We start from the raw sequence: 19,484 nt of genomic DNA, 5'->3' as shown, positions 1-19,484 counted from the left end.
TGGGGTCTTCCACTTCCAGGGCCGCATGCCATGCGAAATCTCTGCCTTCTGCTCGGACAAGCCTTGATCGGGATGGCGACGTTGGGCTCGGTGGCGGCCAATGCCCAGGAGGTCTGGGTCGTCACCAACTCGGGCAATCCGGTGACGGGCAAGGCCACCGTCAGCCGCCTCATCAAGCTGGACATGCCGCAGTGCTTCGAGGCTGAGTTGGCCGCGCAGTTGCCGAGCGATCCGCAGCGCGCCGCCGCGCTAGTCCAGCAGCGCCTGCAGCAAGGCGGCCAGCCCCTGCAGAAGCGGATGCGCGATGCTTACCAAGGCGTGGCCGACGCCTGGAGCCTCGGAATCACCACACTCCCGGCCGTCGTCGTGGACCAACGCTACGTGGTCTACGGCGAGTCCGATCTCGACAAAGCCTTGGCGCGCGTCGCACAACACCGCAAGGACAAGCCATGATGACCCGTGTCCCACGCCGACTGCGGATCGGCGCCGCGGCTGCGCTGCTGTGTGGCGCCACCTCGACCTTCGCGCTCAACACCGCAACCATCGTCTCCTCCACGCTCTCGCCCGACTGCCTGGAGTACCGGGTGGTCGGCATCTGCTACTGGCTCTACTGTACCTGGACCGGGTGCACGGTGCGCACCTCGATCAAGGTGCGGCACTACATCCCGGACGCCGTGGTGTCCAGCTATTCCAAGACTGGCGAGAACCCCTGGACGGAAGTGCGCGCGATGAGCACGTCCAACCCGACGGCGCAGGCCGGCGGGGATGGCACGACCAACCACGACAACGAGAACAACCTGGCCAAGTTCAAAAACGCCGATGTCATCGGCCATCCCGGCGGCCAGTTGTTCAGCCAGTTCGCGAGCTCGTCGGGCTATGCGTGTGAGGGCGCGGGAACGGCATTCATGCCCTACCTGCTCAGCACGCTGGACACGATCGCATGGCGCTACAACGTGCCGGAAGCCGTGTATCCCGAAGCGCTGATCCCCGGCATGCGCGAGATCGGCGCACGCACCAGCCTGAACCTGTGGGGCGCGGTCTATCCCCGCGGTGGCTTCCTGCACCAGACCGACGACCACAAGTCCGGTGCCGTGGTCGCACAACGCGCAGGTGATGTCGTCACCCGCCGTGGCCAGTTGCATGTCTATCAGCCCCTCCTCGCCAACAGCCGCGACGGCTACTGGCCGGCCGGCGCGTTGGTGGAAAGTGACGCGTCGACCGGCAAGTGGCAGGAGCTCACCCCCCGGCTGTCGTCGTCCTGCGCGGTGTTTCCGAACAACGGTCCGCTGACCCAAGCCCAGCAAGGCGACTACGCCTGGGCGCTGTGGCGCCCCTATAGCTGCTGCCAGCGTCGGGGCCAGGTCTTCCTTGGCAGCGTCGATTTCAACTGAGGTCACCACCATGAACCGCCACGACAACGTCCGTCCGCCTCGCCGTTTTCCTGTGCGCTGGCAACCTTCGCTGCTCGCCTGCGCCCTGGTGTTGGCAACCGGGCTGACCTGGGCGCAAGCCGGATTTCAGAACAGCGGCAGCGTGATCGGTGATGAGGTCATGTACTCGATCGGCGGCGGCAATGCCGTCTCGATGAGCGGTGCCGCCGGTATGCGCTCGATCGGTGTGGGCGTGGGTTGGAACAGCAATCTGATCTGCGGCGACATGAGCATCAGCACGACGATCCAGAACCAGCTCAACGGGCTCACGAACGGCTTCCAGAACATCATGAGCAACGTGATCCAGAGCGCGACCAGCGCAGTCGCGTCGCTGCCCGCGCTGATCATCCAGCGTGCCGACCCGGGCCTGTACAACCTTCTGACCAACGGTGTTCTGCAGGCACGGCTGGACTTCGACCGTTCCAAGCTGACCTGCCGTGCCATGGCAGAACGGATGGCGGACGCAGCCGGCGGCCAGCTCGGCTGGAACCAGATCGCAGAAGGCATGGCGCTGCGCCAGGCGGTTGCCAGCACCGATGCGGTCTCGGCCATCGAGCAGGCGGAGAGCCGCCGCGGCAACGACGGTGTGCCGTGGGTGGGAGGCAACAACGCTGGCGGCTCCGGCCAAGCCTCCATCAAGGTGGTCGGCGACGTGACCCGCGCGGGCTACAACCTCGTCAACGGCCGCAGCGTGACCGACACGTCGTCGATCGCCACCGCCAACTGCAACAGCCTCGCCTGCGCGACCTGGTCGACACCTCAAGCTGCGGCGGACTGGGCGACGCGTGTCCTGGGTGAGAAAGAGCAGCGCACCTGCGAGAGCTGCACCAAGACCCAGACCGTCCCGGGCATCGGGTTGACGCCGCTGATCCAGGAGGAATACGAGACAAAGCTGGAGGTGCTGCAGGAGCTGATCAGCCGCACCCGGAACACCAGCGTGGAAAACCTGCGGGCGGCCGGCAGCACCTCGCTGCCGATCACCCGTGGCGTTGTCGAGGCGCTGCGTGACGAACCGGACCAAGACATCCTCGCGCGCCGCCTCGCATCCGAGGTAGCTCTGGCCTCTGTGCTGGAGAAGGCGCTGCTGCTGCAGCGCACCCTGCTCACGGGCAAGAAGGAGCCGAACGTCGCGGCGAACCAGTTGGCCACCGAAGCGGTGAACCACGAGAGCGACACCCTCGATCGGGAGATCCTGAATCTCAAGACCGAACTCGAACTGCGCCGCGAGCTGGCAAACAACTCGCCGATGGCCATCATCCAGCGCCATGGCACCCGGGCCTCGGGTTCACGCGGTGTCTTCGAGGGTGACCCCACGCCCGACCGTCTCAACCGTCTGCAACGGCCCGCACCGAGTGGCACGCCATGAGTACGCAGTGGCTGCGTCTGAGGTGGCTGTTCAGCCGGCGCAACGCGAGGGCGCTGGCATGGGCCGTGGTGTTGCTGAGCCTGGCGGTGGCCGCCAATGTGGCCGGCATTTACCTGGTCGGGAGCGTGGCCGGCTGGGAACGCTGGATGTCGGCGTCCGCCGGCTACTTCCTGGCGTGGCGGATTTGCCTCTATGCGGCCACTGTCTATGGCTGGCTGTGGATGCGTCGGCGCCTGCTTGCACGCGAGTCTGGGCCCGACGCGCGTCGCCGCCTGGTGCGCGCGGAGATCGCAGGCGCGATCGCCATCGCTGCCCTGGAAGCCAGCCTGCTGCTGCAGGCGTAGCGAGGGATCCAGAACATGACACTCTTCACCACCGACTACCTCGAGTACTACCTGACCCTGGTGGGCTGGATCGTGCACAACGGTATCTGGTCCGTCCTGGTCTCCAGCGGCGTGTTCGCCATTCCCTTCGTGGCCATCATCATCCAGGAATGGTTGAAGGCCCGCGCCGAGGGCGCTGACGAAGGCAACAAGGGTGTGTTGTCGTCGATGCGCATCGAGAACCGCGTCTGGGTGGCAATCGTCGTGGTGATGTTCGCCGGCATTCCGTTCATCGACGTGGATCTCAACATGATCCGAATGGACGATTCGCGCTCCCAGCAGTGCCAGGTGAGCGTACCCCAGCCCTCGGACACGGGCTGGAGCCAGTCCTTCACGACCCTCAACAACCAGAGTGCCAAAGTGCCCGTCTGGTGGGCCTTCATCCATGCGCTCTCGCGCGCGGTCACCGGCGCGTCGGTGGCCGCCATTCCATGCGGCACGGATCTGCGGCAGATGCGGATGGAGATCGACGCCACCCGCATCGACGATCCGGTGCTGGCCCAGGAGGTCGCGGACTTCACCCATGATTGCTATGGGCCGGCACGGGCCAAGCTCTTCATGAATCGCCCGAGCCTGGACGAATCCCAGATGCACGATGTCACCTGGATCGGCTCCAACTACTTCGTCAACACCGGTGGCTACTACGACACCTACCGCGCCAAAGCACCTCGCGATGGCTGGGCCTACGACAGTAACCGCGATGCAGGCCTGACGCAGGTGCCCAGCGGCGCCGGCTACCCGACCTGCAGCCAGTGGTGGAGCGATGGCGGCAATGGCCTGCGTGCGCGGCTGCTTGCCGAAGTCGACCCCACCCTGATGAATCGGCTGGCTGGCTGGGCCGGCTTCTTGAGCCGCGCCCAGGTTGACGACTCGGTGATCCGTGCGATTGCCTCGCCGCGCCAGCAGAAGCTCAACCAGGGCGCCGTCTACTCCGACTACGGCGGTCAGATCGACAAGACCCTCCCGAACATCGTTACCCGCGCCGCTGGCGACGTGGGCCTGGCGGTGGGCTCGCTGGGCTTCTTCCCGGCCATGGACGTGGTGCGCCAGGCGCTCCCTATGGTGCTGTCACTGCTAAAGATGGCCCTGGTCATCTGCATTCCGCTGGTGCTGGTGGTCGGGACCTACGACCTGAAGACGGTGGTGACGGTCAGCGTGGTGCAGTTCTCGCTCTTCTTCGTGGACTTCTGGTTCCAGCTCGCCCGCTGGATCGACAGCACGATCCTCGACGCACTCTACGGCTGGGGGTGGGGCTGGAACCGGCCGCACTCGAACTTCGATCCGGTGATGGGGCTGAACAATGCCTTTGGCGACATGCTGTTGAACTTCGTCATGGCGTCGATGTTCCTTGTGCTACCGGGGTTCTGGGTCGCAGCATTGGGTTGGGTTGGCATTCGGGCGGGCGTCATTGCCAACAGCCTGTCTCAGGGCACCAAAGATGGGGCAAATGCTGGTGGTAAGGGTGCAGGAGCGGTATCTGGGGCCTTGAAAAAATGAGCTGAACTCGGCGCCAGATCACGCTCGGTGGTCATCCTCTACATAGTCAACATGCGTGGCGTCGTTGTGGAAGACCGGATCGTAGCCTGGCGTTCTGCTCAGCTCATCCGTCGTCGGAAAGGCCCACTCGTCTTCTTTCCCAGACGCGCTATCGCCTGCAACGCGAGCAGCTCCCAAGAGAAGGACCAGCAGCAACGCGACCCAAAACGCGACATACAGCATGACGCCCAGGCAAGCCAGCTTCACCGCCCACAGCAACGCCACAGCAAAACCCTTGGGGATGCCCTGCCGCACGAGCCAAGCCGATACGCGCCGTTCGGTGCGCACGCCCGCACGCCAGGCTCGTCCGAGCCCGTGGCCGATGCGTTCTGGGATGCTGCGATGGATCCTTGCGTTCATGGCGATCACCTGTCGTGTGCGATACGTTTGCTCCAGTTTGCCCTGCTCGCCGTTCGGCGCAGAGCATCAATGCGGTACGGGCGCCACGCAGTTCAGGCGCCAAGGCTGTGCGGGCAGTAGAGGCCACCCACGATTAGATTTATACGCCAATTTCAATCAAGAGGCTACTTTTGCTGCACCTTTCTGTTAAAGGGTGGCGCTTGATTGGATTTTTACGTATATTTATCTGATGAGTGGATTTTCCAGACATCAGGTAATCAAGCATCTGCAAGCGGATCTCCCCCGGGGTGCGCCGTTCGACCTGCAGGTGCTCGAAACCTTCGGGGTCTCGCCCCAGCTTGCCGCTCGCTACGTGGACAGCGGCTGGCTGGTGCGCCTTGGTCATGGAACCTATTCCTTTCCCAATGACAACTTCGATGTCACTGGCGCGCTACGGTTCCTCCAGCAGCGGGTCGCCGGCCTGCACGTGGGCGGCAAAAGTGCCCTGGCCATGCAAGGTGTGCGGCACAATCTGAGCACACGCGAGCCCTTGGTGCTGTGGGGAGAAGCGCGTTTCAGCTTGCCGGCCTGGTTCAGTGCACGCTTTACTGCCAGGTACGTCAACGCGCGGCTGTTCGACTGGCCTGACACAGGCCTAGCCGACAAGACTCTCCACACGCCTCCGGGCCAGCCGAAGGGCCTGCAGGTGGCGGTGCCCGAACGCGCCGTACTGGAGATGCTGTACGAAGCGGGCACCCGACAGAGCCTTGAAGAGGTTCGCAATCTCTTCGACGGCCTGCGTTCACCGCGCAAGGATCTTCTGGGCCAGCTCCTGACCTGCTGCACCAGCGTAAAAACCGTACGCCTGTTTCTGACCTGGGCTCGTGAGACCGGCGTCGTTGATGTCGATGCGCTAGTACAGCAGTACCCAGTGCGCGCCGGCAGCACCAAGCGCTGGATGAGCCGCATGAATGATGGCACCTTGCTGAGCCTCAAACCCCATGGATAAGCAATACGCGGACACTGTTCGCCTCCTACTGAACATCACCCCCGACGTGTTCGCCAACGACATCTTCGCGATGAAGGGCGGCACGGCCATCAACCTGTTTGTACAAGACATGCCACGCCTGTCGGTCGACATCGATGTGGTCTATCTTCCCTGGCAGCTTCCCCGGGACGAGGCATTGAAGGCGATCAACGAAGAACTGGCCGCAATAGCCCGACGGGTCGAACCGCTGGGCATCCAAGCCCGCCTGATCCGCAGCAAGGAACTGGGGGACACCAAGCTGATTGCGGAGGACGAGACCAGTCAGGTGAAGGTGGAGGTCAATGTCGTGTTCCGGGGCACCGTCCTCCCTGTTGTTCAACGCCCCTTGAGCCGCAAAACCAGTGACCTATTCGGGGTGGAGCTCTGCGCACCTACGCTGGACGTGGCCGAGCTCTATGCCGGCAAGCTGGTCGCGGCCCTGGACCGTCAGCACCCGCGGGATCTATTCGACGTCTGGCGCTTGTTCGACAGAGGTGGAATCACCGATGAGATGCTCGAGTGCTTCGTTGTCTACCTAGCAGGCCACAACCGCCCGATCCACGAAGTGCTGTTCGGCAACGACAAAGACATCGCGGGTGAATTTGAACGCGCCTTTGTCGGCATGACGGAACTCGACTGTCCGCTGGAACTGCTAATCAGCACGCGCGAGCAGTTGAGGCATGAGCTACCGAAGCGCCTGAGCACCAAGCACAAAGACTTTCTCCGAGGACTGGCGCGTGCCCAGCCAGATTGGTCTCTCCTGCAGTGCCAGCATGCAGAGCAACTTCCCGCACTTAGGTGGAAGCTGTCCAACCTGGTGACATTTGAGAAGCGCAGGCCGCATGATTTTTCCGCGCAGGCAGACGCGCTCGACTCCGCATTCGCCAATCTTCGTGCGTAGGCTTCCGCAACGAAGTACAGGCGACCCTCGGACCGTGCTAGCGGATGTCGGCGGCACATCGGTTGCCAAGCCTACGCGAAAGCCATTGCGTTATTTGAGCATCCAACCTGGAGCGCAATGCCAAAGCAGTACGCGGCCTCCTACATCGGCCGTCGCACGGGATCGAACTTGACGGCAACCCGCATGCCGGATTGATGATCGAAACGATTGCTGCGCTACGGTATATCCAAACGGTAAAAGGCCAAGGGCCGAAAGGGCAAGGGCCGAAAAGGCAAGGGAATGGGGTGCAAGGGGAAAGGCTCTACCTCGAAAAAGCCAAAAGGCCTCCCGCCCCACCCGCCATCAGGACACCGACATGCTCTCCTTGTTCCAGCGAAAACGGCTCCCAGTCGCTGCCGCGCCGTCGCCAGCACCCGTCACCGACCTCCCGAAAGGGTTGATGCGGCCAGAGTCGGCCGCATCGCTGCTGGCTACCCCCCGCCGGCAGAAGCTGCTGGAGCATATTTGGCAACGCACCTCGCTCTCGCGCAGGCAGTTCGCCACTCTGTACCGCCTGCCGCTGGAGCGCTACGCCGAGCTGGTCCAGGCGTTCCCAGCCTCCGAGGCGCACCACCACGCCTACCCCGGCGGCATGCTCGACCACGGCCTGGAAATCGTTGCCTACAGTCTGAAGCTGCGGCAGTCCCATTTACTCCCCATCGGAGCGAGCCCCGAAGACCAAGCCGCGCAGTCCGAAGCTTGGACCACAGCCGTCGCCTGCGCGGCCCTGCTGCACGACATCGGCAAGGTGGCCGTGGATCTGCACGTCGAGCTGGCCGATGGCAGCACTTGGCACCCGTGGCACGGCCCACTGCGCCAGCCTTACCGCTTCCGCTATCGCGAGGACCGCGAATATCGGCTCCACAGCGCTGCAACAGGCTTGCTCTACCGCCAACTGCTGGACCGCGATCTCCTGGATTGGCTCAGCGGATATCCGTCCCTGTGGGCACCACTGCTATATGTCCTTGCTGGACAGTACGAGCACGCAGGAGTACTGGGCGAGCTTGTGGTGCAGGCCGACCGCGCCTCCGTGGCCCAGGACCTGGGCGGTGATCCGACGCGCGCCATGGCCGCGCCCAAACATGCGTTGCAACGCAAACTGCTTGACGGACTGCGATATCTGCTCAAGGGGGATCTGAAGCTGAACCAAGCTGAAGCCTCCGATGGATGGCTCACCGACGATACTCTATGGCTGGTAAGCAAAACCGTTTCCGACAAACTCCGCGCGCATCTACTGTCGCAAGGTATTGAAGGTATACCTGCGAATAACACCGCAGTGTTCAACGTGCTTCAGGACCATGGCATGCTGCAGCCCACATCGGACGGCAAGGCAATCTGGCGCGCGACCGTGACCAGTCTCACTGGCTGGTCCCACTCGTTCACTCTGCTGCGATTGTCCCCTGCGCTGATCTGGGAGTCTGCGGAACGGCCGACACCGTTTGCCGGTGAGGTGGCGATCGACACATCCCCCGCTGACAAGAGCTCCGATGTTTCGGAGGCCCCGGCGATCACCACAAACAAGCAAACCGAAGAAGGCCATGAACCCTTGGCCTGGGCGGGCGGTGATGCAGCTGTCGCGGCTCCATCGCCTGCTGTACGGGAGATACCCGACATCATGGAGGACGTGCTGGCGATGGTGGGCATGGACGATTCGCCTAACATCCCGCAGGATCCGGAGGACGCCTCAAACTCAGCGCCTGGATTGGCCAAGCCCCCCGTGCCAACCGTGCACGCGCCGTCACACTCGTCGTCTATGCCCGCGGCTACGAAAACTTCCTCGGTAGCACACCCTTCCGGAGAGCATTTCATTTCATGGCTACAACAAGGGATTGCGGCGCGCCGCCTGATCATCAACGAAGCTAAGGCACTCGTGCATACCGTCAGCAATACCGCCTACTTGGTCAGTCCGGGCGTTTTTCAACGATACGCACAAGAGCACCCACAGATAGCTTCCTTAGCAAAACAGGACGATCAGCCGGATTGGCAGTGGGTCCAGAAGCGCTTTGAGCGACTTCAATTGCATCGTAAACAACCCAGCGGCTTGAACATTTGGACCTGCAATGTCACGGGCCCGCGGAAGTCACGGCGGTTGCACGGCTATCTTCTTCAAGATGCTTCTTTGGCATTCGCCGAAGTGCCGCCGGACAATCCGTATCTCGCGTTGGATCAGAACGACTAAATAGGTCGGCTCATCATGGGTAGAGCGCTATCACGCGCTACCTCACCAGCAGACGATGGGAGAAGGCCGGGGTGACTTGATCAATGCCGAGATCCACCTCGGCATTCATGTCAACTAGTGCGACGCCTTGCACGCGACCATTACTTTGAACGCCAGGAGCGGCTCATTCGCAAAGGCTCATGCCTGATCTCTCTGCTTATCGTCGGATCAAGCAAGAAATCGCCCAGATCAGACAACCCGCGATAGGTATACGGTCGCATGCTTGTGGATTGACCCATTTTTGGCGGGATGCCTACCAGACTGCTACCGAGCATGACCTGCGGAGGCCTGAGCGCGAAAGACCGCCAAGCTTGGGTGGTAGCTCCGCGATACAGCTGGAAACCAACTCGGGCGCGCTGCCAGTTCCTCGCCTCTTTCTACGATTCACTAAAGGTCACCTAAGTCATGAGAGCTTACCGACTAGACAACTTCACCAGCATCAACGACCTGCACCTGCACGACGAGTCAGTGCCCGAGCCGCAACGTGGCGAGGTCTTGGTGCGCGTTCATGCCGTCTCTCTGAACTTCCGCGACATCGCGATGGTGCGCAACCAGTATCCCGTGCCGCACTCCAAGGGACTGATCCCTGCCAGTGACGGCGCCGGCGAAGTGATCGCCACCGGCGAAGGCGTCGACAGCTTCAAGGTCGGCGATCGCGTCATGAGCACGTTCCATCCGCGTTGGTACGCCGGGCGCAGGCCTGTCAATCTCTTCCAATACGGCTATGGCGCAGCCATCGATGGCTGGCTGGTCGAACAGAAAGTCGTTAGCCAGGAGGCGCTCGTGCGGGTGCCGGACTCGTTGTCCTATGAAGAGGCCGCCACGCTGCCATGCGCAGCCGTGACGGCCTGGACGGCCCTGAACGAGGGTGCGCCTGTTCGTGCCGGCGGCAGCGTACTGGTCCAGGGCAGCGGGGGCGTCTCCATCTTCGCCCTGCAATTGGCCAAGGCCGTCGGCGCCACCGTGATTGCCACGACCTCCAGCGCAGAGAAAGCGCAACGGCTGCGGGAACTCGGCGCTGACGCGGTGGTGAACTACCGAGACGAGCCGCAGTGGGGTGACCGCGTGCGTGCGTTGACCCAAGATCAAGGTGTGCAACGGATCGTGGAGGTTGGTGGCCCTGGCACGCTGGCGCAGAGCCTACGCGCGGTGCGACCGGGCGGTGAGGTCGCACTCATCGGCTTCGTGAGCCCGGAGGGTGGTCACATCAACTACCTCGACCTGTTCATGAGCGGCGCGACCTTCCGGCACATCACCGTGGGCAGCCGGGAGTCGCTCACTGACGTTGCGCAGGCGATCGACGTCGCTGGCATCAAACCCGTGATCGACCGCGTGTTCGACTTCGCTGACGCCAAGGCAGCCTTCGCGCATCTCGACAGCGGCGCGCACTTCGGGAAAGTGGTCATCCGTTGTGCCTGAACACGAGCGTCATGCCTACCGCGGGATAGTTCCCCTGCCTCAACACGGGCTGAACGTATTGATTGCGAGATGGGCATGGTGACCTGGAAGAAGGCCGCGGCGTTTTGCGCTGCAACCGCTGTGGCCATCGGAATCGCGGCTTTCACGCTCATGGTCGTGAAGGACCGGACCTATGTGGCCAGCCTGACTTTCGCACCCACGGCCGAGCCCAACCAGGCGGTCGCCGTCGTTTATTACTCGCGCTCAGGCCACTCCGAAGCCGTCGCACGCGAGGCCGCGCGCCTGTTCAATGCGCCCATCGCCCGGATCGATGCGGACTATCCGCGCGACATGACCGGGCAGCGCCAGGCGGTCTCTGATGCAACGGAGGGAAAGCTTCCCGACATCACGGTCGAGCCACTTGATCTCCGCCCGGTTCGTCGCCTCTACCTGGTCTCTCCGACCTGGATGTTCCGCCCCGCTACACCGCTGTGGGCCTACGTGGCGCTGACCGATCTGACGGGCAAGGAGGTGGTGCTGGTGACCACGGGCAACAGCCGATTCGAGCAATCGGAGACCGACTCGTTCGCTAGAGCGGTCCAGGCCCGCGGCGGTCACCTTGTCCAGCATGTGTTCCTGCGCCGTGGCCGCATTTTCTGGCAACAAAGCCGCGAAGAACTGCTGCAGGAAGCCAGGGTCCAGCTGGGCGAGCAGGCACCCGCCCGCACGCGATAGGGAACAGACCGCCGCCGCCATCGTTGTCGCCGGGGTCGCGGCCGGCCCGCACCCATTGGCCGCTCCGTCTGAGCCCTGTTCAGCGATCGGCTGTAGCGACCACAACGAAGATCCGTCATTTCAGGCAAGAAATGCGGCAATCCGTGCAGCCTGTTTTCTGGCCTGGCGCGCACAATTTGCAGACATTGAAGAAGGATCACCATCATGTCTGACAAACAAGTTTGGCTTATCACCGGCGCGGGGCGTGGCCTGGGCGTGGACATCTCCAAGGCGGCATTGGCCGCCGGGCATGCGGTCGTTGCGACGGGTCGCGATGCAGCAAAGGTAGAGGCCGCGCTCGGCGCAAACGCCGATCTGCTTGCGGTCAAGCTCGACGTAACCCGGCCCGATGAAGCGCAGGGCGCAGTCGAGGCAGCCGTTGCCAAGTTTGGCCGGATCGACGTGCTGGTCAACAACGCCGGCAACTTCTACGCCGGCTTCTTCGAGGAGCTGAGTGCCGAACAGGTGCGCAGCCAAATCGAGACGCTGCTGTTCGGCCCCATGAACGTCGCTCGTGCTGTGCTGCCCGTGATGCGCAAGCAGCGCTCGGGCCTGCTGCTCACCATTTCGTCGACCGCAGGCATTGCAGGCGGCATGTTCTGCACCGCCTATGCCGCCGCCAAGTTCGGCATCGAAGGCTGGGTCGAGTCGCTGGCGCCGGAGATCGAACCCTTCGGTGTCCGCACGATGCTGGTGGAGCCTGGCTTCTTCCGCACCGAGCTGCTCTCGGCCGAGTCGACCACCTACGCAAAGCCGGTCATTGATGACTATGCCGAGCGCACGCGCCAGACAGTCGAAGCCTGGAGCGGCATGGACGGCAAGCAAGGCGGGGACCCCGCCAAGCTGGCCGATGCCATCGTGCAACTCGCGGGCCTCGACGTGCCACCTGCTCGTTTCGCCGCCGGCGCCGATGCCGTGCAGGCATTCGAGGCCAAGGCAAACCTGCTGCAGCATCAAGCCAACGCGCATCGCGCCCTGTCTTCCTCGCTGGCCCGCGACGACGCGTGATTCTGCCAGCCCTCAATACCAACAGGACACTGCCATGACATTCCCTCTCAGCGGCACCGTCGCGCTGGTCACCGGCACCAGCAGTGGCATCGGCCATGCCACAGCCCGGGCGCTGGCGGCACGCGGCGCCTCCGTCGCGCTGGTCGCCCGCCGCCAGGATCGACTCGATGCGCTCGCAGCGCAGATCCACGAGGCCGGTGGCACCGCCTTCGCCGTACCGGCCGACATCACCGAGCGCACCCAGGCCGAAGCTGCGGTCCAGGCCACTGTTGAGCGCTTCGGGCGGCTGGACATCCTGGTCAACAACGCGGGCCTCATGTTGCTAGGCCCCATCGTAGGTGGAGATCCGGACGCGTGGAACCGGATGATCGCCATCAACCAGCAAGGCCTGCTCTACATGACGCACGCCGCGCTGCCACATCTGCTCGCCGCTGCGCAGGACGACCCGCGACGTGTCGCTGACATCGTCAACATTTCGTCGATCGCCGGCCGTGTGGCCTGGGCGAACTATGGCGCCTACAACATGACGAAGTTCGGCGTGAACGGATTCACCGAAGCCCTGCGCCAGGAAATCACCAAGAAGCACGTGCGCGTCGGCGTGCTCGAGCCCGGTGGTGTCGCGACGGAACTGGGCTCGCACAACACCGGCGTGATGCGCGAAGGCATCGATGCTTTCTACGAAGCGACCGAAGTCCTGCAGGCAGAGGACATCGCCGATGGCGTGGCCTACATGGTCACTCGCCCGCGCCACGCCTCGATCAGCGAGCTATGGATCATGCCAACCGACCAGGCCTAGTCACCTCCGGACCAACCGATTTCAAGGAGTTTCCGCATGAGCATGCCCCCAAACCACGACATCGACACCGACGACTCCCCCGCCGCGCGCGAGCGCAGGGATTTCATCAAGGCCGGGCTGGTCGTCACGGCTGCCGCCATGGTGCCGGGCATCGCCTCTGCGGCATCTGCTGGCGCAGGTCCTCGCAATGCGGGTGTCGCGAAGAAGGTGCTGATCATCAACGCGCACCAGAACTATCCGGGCATCAGCGAGGGCCGACTCAACCGCACCCTGGTCGCGCTGATGAAGGATGAACTGGAGAAGAAGGGCCATCAGGTTCGGCTGACCACCATCGAGCAGGGATACATCGTCGATGACGAAGTCCAGAAGCATCTTTGGGCCGACATCATCATCACCCAGTCGCCGGTGTTCTGGTTCGGTGCGCCATGGATCTACAAGAAGTACATCGACGAGGTTTTCACTGCCGGCATGGTCCAGCAGAGCTTCATCTCCGGCGACGGCCGGACCAACGATGAACCGACCCGGCAGTACGGCACCGGCGGCAAACTGCAGGGCAAGCAGTTCCTGCTCTCCCTGACCATGAACGCCCCTAAAGAGGTGTTCGACGACCGCAGCCAGAAGCTGCACGAGGGCCGGTCATTGGACGACCTGTTCTGGGCAACGACCTCGGTCTACAAATTCTGCGGCATCGCGATCCTGCCGACCTTTGGCGCCTTCGACGTCATGCGCGCGCCTCAGATCCAACGCGACACCGACCGCCTCAAGCAACGTTTGGCGAGTCTTTGAAGGTTGGCGTTCACGGCCTGCAGTTGTGGGCTTCTCTTCAAATCATGCACAAGGAATGGACAGTATGAAAAAGCAAATGATGGGCGTACTCGCCGCAATCGCGTTGACGCTCTCTTCGGGCGTCTACGCCCAGAGCACGAAGGCGCCCGGCTACATGATCGCCAACTACACGATCACCGACCAGGCCGGCTTCCAGCGCTACATGGACGCGGCAGGCTCGCTCGCCGCCCAGTACGGCGGCAAGATCATCGTCTTCAACTTGAACGCAACCGCCGTGGAGGGCAAACCGGAGTCCGTCATGGCCATCGCTGAGTTCCCCAGCCTGGCCGATGCCCAGCGCTTCTATGGCTCCCCCGAATACACCGCGGCCCGCAAATTCCGCGTGGCGTCCACCAAGGGATCGGTCGTGATCACCGAAGGGTTCGTGCCGCCCAAGCAATGACATCCCGCCGGCTGGCGGCGATTCACCACGTAATCAAAGGGAGCGCAGCATGACGAACATCCTTCACATCGATGCCAGCGCCCGGCCCGGCCTGGGTGGTATCGATGCGCACGGCTCGTACAGCCGCCGGTTGAGCGACACGTTCGTCAGCCATTGGCTGTCCCAACAACCCTACGCCCAAGTCCGCTACCGCGACGTGGGCAGGCAGCCACCGGCCCATATCGACCACCGCTGGATCGAGGCAGCATTCGGTACTGAACGAGATGCGCCTTGGGCAGCGGAGGTTCTGGCACATAGCAACGAACTGTCGGACGAACTGCTCTGGGCAGACGTGCTGGTGCTGGGTGTGTCCATGTACAACTTCGGCATGCCGTCGAGCCTGAAGGCCTGGATTGACCACATCGTTCGTTTGGGCCGCACCTTGCACTACAGGCCCAACGTCAAGGACCACCCGTTCACAGGCGCCTTCGCCGATCGGGATGTGCCGGTCGTCGTGCTCTCTTCGCGTGGTGACCACGGCATGGACGCGGGCGGCCCCTTTGCGCTCATGAACCATCTGGACCCAGCTATCGGGACGGCGCTTGGCTTTATCGGCTTGCGAGAAATCCACAGCATCGCAGTCGAGCACCAGTCCGAGGGCGGAGAGCCCTTGGCGCAATCACTTCGGACGGCGCTGGCCGCCACCACGCGGCTGGTCGACGACCTCCTCCGTATCCAAGCTTCCACTCACTCCAGGAGTTTCGCATGAGCAATGACATCGACAGCGTCGCGCCTCGCGACGGCGCAAGTTCACACAGCCGCCGCCAGATCCTCAAGGCAAGCGCATCGCTGGCTGCACTTCCCCTGGTGGCCATGGCCGCCTCCGGTGCGCAGGCGGCAGGCGCTGGCCAGGCCGCCTCAGCCGGCGCTCCCGTCGCAGCGGATGCGAAGTCGGAAGCCTTCATCAACGGCATGGCCGACTTGATGGCCCATTCCACGCGCACGCCCATCCTGCGCTGGCCTCACGAGTATGGCTTGGAGTTCGAAGAAGTCTTCTTCCCGGCCATCGACGGTGTGCCGATCGAGGGCTGGTTCATCCCCGCCAACTCCGACAAGCTGCTGATCTTCAATCACCCGATGCCATGCAACCGCTACGGCTATCCAGGTCATCTGGCGCCATGGCAGGACTTCGGCGGCTTCGAAGTGAACTTCCTGCCGGAGTACAAGATCCTTCACGACGCAGGCTACAACATCCTTACCTACGACATGCGCAACCATGGGCGCAGCGGCACGGGCAGCGGGGGCATCAATGGCCATGGCGTGCTGGAGTACCGGGACGTGATCGGCTCGATGCGCTACGCCAAGTCGCGCTCGGACACCCGCAACATGCGCACCGCGTTGTACAGCCGCTGCCTGGGCGCCAACGCCAGCATCGTCGGCATGCACAAGCACCCCAAGGAATTCGAGCACATCAAGGCGATGATCGCGCTGCAGCCAGTGTCACCGGCCGTGTTTGTGGCAACCGCTGTCGAAAACCAGAAGATTGCCAACGGCGTTGCACTCTTCGATGCGGCTCTGCACCGCCGCACCGGCTACCACCTGGCCGACGTGTGGCCGATGGAGTACGCGAAGTCCGTGAAACTGCCGACGCTGGTCGCCCAGGTGCGGTCAGACTTCCTGACCAAGCCTTCCAATGTGCAGGAAATCTACGACACCATCTCCTCCAAGGACAAGACGCTGTTCTGGATCGAGGGCACCGACAAGCGCTTCGAAGGCTACAACTACTTCGGCAGGAATCCGAAGCTGGTGCTCGACTGGCTCGCCACGCGCGTCTGATAAGACCAGCCCTGTCGCTTGATGTCGACGCTGCTCTCGCGATGCTAAGGAGCTCGGCTCAATGCGGACTTGCGCGGCGCGGTGTAGCGAAGCGCGTCCAGCAACAGGGCAAAAGCCGGTGAGATCTGGCGCCGGCTAGGGTAATACAGATGGTAGCCAGCGAAGGTGGGAGACCAGTCTTCGAGAACCTGCACGAGCTTGCCTTGAGCGATCAGATCCGATGCTTGGTCTTCCAGCACGCAAGCCAGCCCGAATCCCTCGCAAGCGGCCGTCAGCACCATGGACATATCGTTCAACACCAGCGGGCCATCGACCCGGACGTTGAGCTTGCGCCCGCCCTTGGCGAATTCCCAGGGATAGAGTCCGCCAGCCGTGGGCAGGCGAACGTTGATGCACGGATGATGCGGAAGGTCGTGGGGAGTGCGAGGTGCTGGGCTGGCACGGAAGTAGCTGGGCGCGCCTATCACGATCATGCGCAGATCGGGACCTATGCGCACCGCCACCATGTCCTTGTCCACCTCCTCGCCCAGGCGAACGCCGGCATCAAAGCGGTCCGCGACGATGTCGGTCAGTGCGGCATCGATCGAAAGCTCGACCTTCAGCTCCGGATAGTCGGGCAACAGGCGGCCAATGGCGGGCCACAGCAGGGTTTTGGCAGCATGCTTGCTCGTAGTGAGCCTGACGGTTCCCGCAGGCCGCGCACGCAACTGGCCTAAGGCCATGAGCTTAGTTTCGATATCGGCCAGAGCAGGACTCAGCGTATTCAGCAGCTCTTGGCCAGCTTCTGTTGGCGCAACGCTGCGGGTGGTTCGGCTGAGCAAAGGCAAGCCCAGTCTCGCCTCCAGGCGGCGCACCGTCTGGCTCAAGGATGACTGTGACGTGTTCAGCCTGGCAGCGGCGCGGGTGAAGCTGCGCTCCTCAGCCACCGCCAAGAAAACCGTCAGGTCACTCAGATCTTCTCGCCTCATTCATTATCCTGAGATATAGATTCATTAAAGATCTAGCATCTTATCAATCGCAATGGGCGGCTCTAAAGTAGCTGCATCAACCATCGCAATGCGCCGAGCTGTCAGGCAATCGCGCCGCCATTGCATTCACTTCAATGGAGATCATGACCATGACCATGAACAAGCGCGTATTGGGCTCCGGCCTGGAGGTCTCCGCCATCGGTTGGGGCTGCATGGGCCTGAGTTTCGGCCTGGGCCCTGCCACCGACCGTCAAGAGGCCATCCAGGTCATCCGCAGCGCGGTTCAGCGCGGCGTGACCTTCTTCGACACGGCCGAGGGCTACGGTCCGTACACCAACGAGGAACTGGTTGGCGAGGCGCTACAGCCGCTGCGGGACCAGGTGATCATCGGCACTAAATTCGGCTTCGATATCAACGACAGTGGAGAGACGGTGGGGCTCAACAGCCGTCCGGCGCACATCCGCGCCGTGGTGGAAGCCTCGCTCAAGCGCCTGCGCACCGATCGCATCGACCTGCTTTACCAGCACCGCGTCGACCCAGCCGTGCCGATCGAGGATGTGGCCGGAACCGTCAAGGACCTGATCGCCGATGGCAAGGTCAAGCACTTCGGCCTGTCGGAGGCCAGCGCGCAGACCATCCGCCGTGCCCACGCGGTACAGCCCGTGACGGCCGTCCAGGACCATTACTCCTTGTGGATGCGTGAACCCGAGAACACCAAGTTCGCCCTGTGTGAAGAGCTGGGCATCGGCTTGGTGGCCTGGGGACCGCTGGGCCAGGGCTTCCTGACCGGAAAAATCACCCGGGACATGCGCTTCGACGACCCTGCGGACTTGCGCCGCGACTTCCCGCGCTTCACACCCGAAGCACTGGAAGCCAATTTCAAGGTCGTGGATTTCCTGCGTGATTTGGCTGCACGCAAGGGCGCGAGTCCCGCTCGCATTGCCCTGGCATGGCTACTCGCACAGAAGCCATGGATTGTGCCGATCCCGGGCGGTACGAGTCTGGCCCACCTGGACGACAACCTTCCTGCGAGCGAGCTCGCACTGAGCGCGTCCGATCTTCGCGAGATCGACGCGGCCTTCGCTGCCATCGATATTCAAGGGGCGCCCCTGTCCGCCGGACTGGATGCGGCCATCGATCGCTGAGAGGCGCTGTATTCCAACTATTAAAGGACCTTCACATGGCTGTCAAAACCAGTTTTCTCACCTTGAACAATGGCGTCCAGATGCCTGCTTTGGGCTTGGGCGTCTATCAAAGCGGCCCAGAAGAAACCGTCAGCGCGGTTGCAACCGCATTGGCGACCGGCTATCGGTTGATTGACACCGCTGCTGCATACGGCAACGAAGCACAGGTCGGCCAGGCTGTGCGCGCTAGCGGAATTGACCGCTCGGACATCTTCGTGACCACGAAGGCGTGGATCAGTGACTACGGCTACGATGGCACCTTGCACGCCTTTGACCGCAGCCTGCGCCTCCTTGACCTGGAAAATCTCGATCTGTATTTGCTGCACTGGCCAGTGCCTACCGACTTTGAGGCGACCCTAGGCGCCTGGAGGGCGGCAGAAAAGCTGCTCGCTGACGGCCGCGTGCGCGCCATTGGGGTGAGCAACTTCAGCCCAAAGCATCTGGACGATCTCATCGCGCGCTCCGCCGTGGTTCCGGCAGTCAACCAAGTGGAGCTGCACCCGTTCTTTGTTCAGGAAGCTGTGCAGGCGGCAGACGAGAAGTTGGGCATCGTGACCCAGGCCTGGTCGCCCATCGGCGGCGTCAGCCGCTACATGCATGGAGACAGCCGGCAGGTACGGGATCCTCTGGCTCATCCCACCGTGGTCGCGTTGGCTTCGAAGTACCGGAAGTCGCCAGCACAGATCGTGCTGCGCTGGCACCTGGAGCTGGGCATTGCGGCCATCCCGAAATCAGTAAAGTCGCATCGCATCGTCGAGAATGCCGACGTCTTCGATTTTTCTCTGCACCGCGATGAAGTACGGGCAATCTCGGCGCTAAATACTGGTTTGCGTGGTGGACCAGATCCCGAGCTGGTGAACACCGCCCTTTTCGGCTTCAAAATCGAGGACTGAGCACAAGGACTCGATGAAATTTGAGCATCATGACCTAAGGGAGGTCGAAGGCAACAGGCTACAATTCCCGCTAAAGCTCGCCTGGGCAAAACGCAGCTAAATGCCTATTGGATTAAGCATTATTCACTCACGTGCATAGTCGCGATCTCTAGCGATCGTTTTTTCAAGTTTCATTCGGAAT

General features: G+C 62.7%; 19 protein-coding genes and 2 pseudogenes. 19 read left to right on the top strand and 2 right to left on the bottom strand.

Annotated elements, in window-relative coordinates:
• The first annotated feature begins 30 nt into the window (after positions 1–30).
• The 5 genes from AC3WJE_RS03530 to AC3WJE_RS03510 are packed head-to-tail and all read left to right on the top strand — an operon-like array spanning position 31 to position 4,676.
• Positions 31–453 carry a TIGR03757 family integrating conjugative element protein gene (locus tag AC3WJE_RS03530; protein WP_493729391.1) on the top strand — a complete coding sequence of 141 codons (423 nt, stop codon included), beginning with the start codon at positions 31–33 and terminating at the stop codon, positions 451–453.
• Positions 450–1,391 (top strand): TIGR03756 family integrating conjugative element protein, encoded by a 942-nt coding sequence (locus tag AC3WJE_RS03525; protein WP_493729390.1) that lies wholly within the window; start codon positions 450–452, stop codon positions 1,389–1,391. Before AC3WJE_RS03530 ends, AC3WJE_RS03525 begins: the two co-directional genes overlap by 4 nt.
• 10 nt (positions 1,392–1,401) lie before the next feature.
• Positions 1,402–2,796, top strand: a complete 1,395-nt coding sequence (locus AC3WJE_RS03520; RefSeq protein ID WP_493729389.1) for an integrating conjugative element protein — start codon at positions 1,402–1,404, stop codon at positions 2,794–2,796.
• Positions 2,793–3,140 (top strand): hypothetical protein, encoded by a 348-nt coding sequence (locus AC3WJE_RS03515; protein WP_493729388.1) that lies wholly within the window; start codon positions 2,793–2,795, stop codon positions 3,138–3,140. The genes AC3WJE_RS03520 and AC3WJE_RS03515 overlap by 4 nt, the downstream gene beginning before the upstream one ends.
• A gap of 15 nt (positions 3,141–3,155) precedes the next feature.
• Positions 3,156–4,676, top strand: coding sequence for a conjugal transfer protein TraG N-terminal domain-containing protein (locus AC3WJE_RS03510; RefSeq protein WP_493729387.1), 1,521 nt, complete (start codon positions 3,156–3,158; stop codon positions 4,674–4,676).
• Between the two features lie 18 nt (positions 4,677–4,694).
• On the opposite strand, the gene AC3WJE_RS03505 is transcribed toward AC3WJE_RS03510, so the two are convergent.
• Entirely contained in the window at positions 4,695–5,075 is a 381-nt protein-coding gene (locus AC3WJE_RS03505) for a DUF3742 family protein (RefSeq protein ID WP_493729386.1), read from the bottom strand.
• A 229-nt stretch (positions 5,076–5,304) separates the two neighbouring features.
• Here AC3WJE_RS03505 and AC3WJE_RS03500 point away from each other — a divergent pair, with 229 nt between their 5' ends.
• From AC3WJE_RS03500 to AC3WJE_RS03445, 12 genes and pseudogenes are all read left to right on the top strand, one after another.
• Positions 5,305–6,063: a type IV toxin-antitoxin system AbiEi family antitoxin domain-containing protein gene (locus AC3WJE_RS03500; RefSeq protein ID WP_493729385.1), complete on the top strand. Its 759-nt coding sequence runs from the start codon at positions 5,305–5,307 to the stop codon at positions 6,061–6,063.
• Positions 6,056–6,982: a nucleotidyl transferase AbiEii/AbiGii toxin family protein gene (locus AC3WJE_RS03495; RefSeq protein WP_493729384.1), complete on the top strand. Its 927-nt coding sequence runs from the start codon at positions 6,056–6,058 to the stop codon at positions 6,980–6,982. The genes AC3WJE_RS03500 and AC3WJE_RS03495 overlap by 8 nt, the downstream gene beginning before the upstream one ends.
• 355 nt (positions 6,983–7,337) lie before the next feature.
• Positions 7,338–8,478 (top strand): annotated as a pseudogene (gene mobH, locus AC3WJE_RS03490) (MobH family relaxase); the annotation flags it as partial.
• Positions 8,479–8,804: 326 nt separating this feature from the next.
• Positions 8,805–9,200: pseudogene (locus tag AC3WJE_RS03485) on the top strand (conjugal transfer nickase/helicase domain-containing protein); the annotation flags it as partial.
• Between the two features lie 444 nt (positions 9,201–9,644).
• Entirely contained in the window at positions 9,645–10,658 is a 1,014-nt protein-coding gene (locus AC3WJE_RS03480) for a zinc-dependent alcohol dehydrogenase family protein (RefSeq protein ID WP_493729383.1), read from the top strand.
• 69 nt (positions 10,659–10,727) lie between these two features.
• Entirely contained in the window at positions 10,728–11,372 is a 645-nt protein-coding gene (locus AC3WJE_RS03475) for a flavodoxin family protein (RefSeq protein WP_493729382.1), read from the top strand.
• Between the two features lie 204 nt (positions 11,373–11,576).
• The gene (locus tag AC3WJE_RS03470) at positions 11,577–12,419 is read left to right on the top strand and encodes an SDR family oxidoreductase (protein ID WP_493729381.1); all 843 of its coding nucleotides are present in this window, start codon (positions 11,577–11,579) and stop codon (positions 12,417–12,419) included.
• Between the two features lie 34 nt (positions 12,420–12,453).
• Positions 12,454–13,215, top strand: coding sequence for an SDR family NAD(P)-dependent oxidoreductase (locus tag AC3WJE_RS03465; RefSeq protein WP_493729380.1), 762 nt, complete (start codon positions 12,454–12,456; stop codon positions 13,213–13,215).
• 36 nt (positions 13,216–13,251) lie between these two features.
• Complete coding sequence (locus AC3WJE_RS03460; protein ID WP_493729379.1) at positions 13,252–14,001, top strand: NAD(P)H-dependent oxidoreductase; 750 nt, start codon at positions 13,252–13,254, stop codon at positions 13,999–14,001.
• A 64-nt stretch (positions 14,002–14,065) separates the two neighbouring features.
• Positions 14,066–14,443: a DUF1330 domain-containing protein gene (locus tag AC3WJE_RS03455; RefSeq protein ID WP_493729378.1), complete on the top strand. Its 378-nt coding sequence runs from the start codon at positions 14,066–14,068 to the stop codon at positions 14,441–14,443.
• 49 nt (positions 14,444–14,492) lie between these two features.
• Positions 14,493–15,191, top strand: a complete 699-nt coding sequence (locus AC3WJE_RS03450; RefSeq protein ID WP_493729377.1) for an FMN-dependent NADH-azoreductase — start codon at positions 14,493–14,495, stop codon at positions 15,189–15,191.
• Positions 15,188–16,258, top strand: coding sequence for an alpha/beta hydrolase family protein (locus AC3WJE_RS03445; protein WP_493729376.1), 1,071 nt, complete (start codon positions 15,188–15,190; stop codon positions 16,256–16,258). Before AC3WJE_RS03450 ends, AC3WJE_RS03445 begins: the two co-directional genes overlap by 4 nt.
• A gap of 44 nt (positions 16,259–16,302) precedes the next feature.
• Here AC3WJE_RS03445 and AC3WJE_RS03440 read toward each other — a convergent pair whose 3' ends face one another.
• Positions 16,303–17,226 carry a LysR family transcriptional regulator gene (locus tag AC3WJE_RS03440; RefSeq protein WP_493729375.1) on the bottom strand — a complete coding sequence of 308 codons (924 nt, stop codon included), beginning with the start codon at positions 17,224–17,226 and terminating at the stop codon, positions 16,303–16,305.
• A 155-nt stretch (positions 17,227–17,381) separates the two neighbouring features.
• Here AC3WJE_RS03440 and AC3WJE_RS03435 point away from each other — a divergent pair, with 155 nt between their 5' ends.
• Both AC3WJE_RS03435 and AC3WJE_RS03430 read left to right on the top strand, forming a co-directional pair.
• On the top strand, positions 17,382–18,371 hold the full coding sequence (locus AC3WJE_RS03435; RefSeq protein ID WP_493729466.1) for an aldo/keto reductase: 990 nt from the start codon (positions 17,382–17,384) through the stop codon (positions 18,369–18,371).
• A gap of 35 nt (positions 18,372–18,406) precedes the next feature.
• On the top strand, positions 18,407–19,303 hold the full coding sequence (locus AC3WJE_RS03430) for an aldo/keto reductase (protein ID WP_493729374.1): 897 nt from the start codon (positions 18,407–18,409) through the stop codon (positions 19,301–19,303).
• Positions 19,304–19,484: the final 181 nt, after the last annotated feature.

The organism is Pseudomonas sp. GW821-FHT07E12, from assembly GCF_058986605.1.
This window is presented reverse-complemented; position numbering and strand designations above follow the sequence as displayed.